At 56.9% G+C, this 1,574-nt stretch carries 2 protein-coding genes; both read right to left on the bottom strand.

Annotated features, from left to right (window positions below):
* Positions 1 to 38 precede the first annotated feature (38 nt).
* The gene (locus tag ABYW26_RS14355; RefSeq protein ID WP_372605594.1) at positions 39 to 1,148 is read right to left on the bottom strand and encodes an ABC transporter ATP-binding protein; all 1,110 of its coding nucleotides are present in this window, start codon (positions 1,146 to 1,148) and stop codon (positions 39 to 41) included.
* A gap of 4 nt (positions 1,149 to 1,152) precedes the next feature.
* On the bottom strand, positions 1,153 to 1,574 hold a 422-nt coding region (locus tag ABYW26_RS14350; RefSeq protein ID WP_372605593.1), incomplete at its 5' end, for a carbohydrate ABC transporter permease.

Below are 1,574 nucleotides of genomic sequence, written 5' to 3'. Positions count from 1 at the left end.
CGGGTAATTTTTTACGACGTGTTTAAGTTCAATCGCGTTCATCTGTTCGGTCCTCCCAACCGGCGGCCAGATTCCATGTCGAATGCCAGACTTTTGGCGGGTGGCAGGTAGAAGGGAACGGCGTCTCCGACCCGCAATTGGTCCTGATCGTCGATCGCAATGAACATGGTTTCGAGCACCTGAAGATAGGCCAGACGCTTTGGCCCAACCCGCTCAAGAACCTCGACCACACCATGCATCTCGATATCGTCATCGGCGCGGCGCGATCCGAAATAGATGTCCTGCGGACGGATCCCGAAAGAGCCCACATGAACCTTGGAATCGCTGGAGAATTCAGACCGGATCTGACCGGTCAGCGGAATCTCGGCGCCGCCATGCACCATCAGCTTCAGCGCGCCGGATTCTTCGCGGACCTCGCCGTCGATCAGGTTCATGCGCGGGCTGCCGATAAAATTGGCGACGAAACGGTTGCTGGGGTTGTTGTAGATATCCAGCGGGGCGCCGTATTGCATCAGCCTCCCTTCGTTGATGATCGCGATCTTGTCGGCAAGGCTCATCGCTTCGATCTGGTCATGGGTGACATAGATCATCGTCTGGCCAAATTCGTGCTGCAGAACCTTCAACTCGGCCCGCATATAGGCGCGGAACCCGGCATCAAGGTTCGACAGCGGTTCATCCAGCAGGAAAATGCGCGGCTCGACAATGGCAGAGCGCCCGATCGCCAGCTTCTGCATTTCGTTGACCGACAGGCTGGAGGCGGGTTGATCCAGCCGGTGCGTGATGCTCATCCGGTCGGCCATGGCGCGAACGCGCTGCTCGATTTCGGACTTGCCGACCTTCTTGACCTCCAACCCGTAGGCCAGGTTCTTGTAGACGGTCAGATGGGTAAAGATCGCATAGTTCTGGAACACAAAACCGATGTTGCGGTCTTGAATCTTGACACCCGACAGGTCTTGGCCATCGAACAGGATCGACCCGTGGGTCACGTCCTCAAGACCGGCGATCATGTTCATTGTCGTGGTCTTGCCGCAGCCGGACGGACCCAGCAGGGCGACGAATTCGCCCTCGCGAATATCCAGCGACAGATTGCTGACGGCGGTGAAGTCGCCGAACTTTTTCGACACGTTGGTTATCTGAATCGATGACATTGGATCACCCGTTTTTCTTGGCCAGATAGGCCAGACCCTTTGCGGCTGCGACACTGAGCACGAAGAGGATCGTCAGACCGATCGCTGCGACATAGGCCCATTCCAGCTCGCCGAAGGTTAGTTTGTAGAGGAACAGCGAAATCGTCTCGGTCTGAACACCGGGGCCACCCTTGGTCATGATGAAGATCAGGTCGAAAATCTTGAAACATTCGACCGATCGCAGCACGAGCGCGATGGTGATCACGGTTTTCATCCGCGGCAGAATGATCTTGAGAAAATTCTGCCAGTTCGACCCACCCAGCAGGCGCGCGGCCAGCAACTGGTCCGACGGAACACCCAGCATGCCCGCCAGAAGGATCAGGAACATCAGCGGCGTCCATTGCCAGATGTCGGCAATGATGACCGAGATCATCGCCCGGTTGACGT

Origin of the sequence: Actibacterium sp., assembly GCF_041584535.1 — a bacterium.
In the GTDB taxonomy this organism is placed as follows: Bacteria; Pseudomonadota; Alphaproteobacteria; order Rhodobacterales; family Rhodobacteraceae; genus Actibacterium_D.
This window is presented reverse-complemented; position numbering and strand designations above follow the sequence as displayed.

Bases quoted from the DNA above. Each gene is read 5' to 3' on its own strand.
- ABYW26_RS14355 (WP_372605594.1), bottom strand. From the start codon at position 1,148: ATGTCATCGATTCAGATAACCAACGTGTCGAAAAAGTTCGGCGACTTC.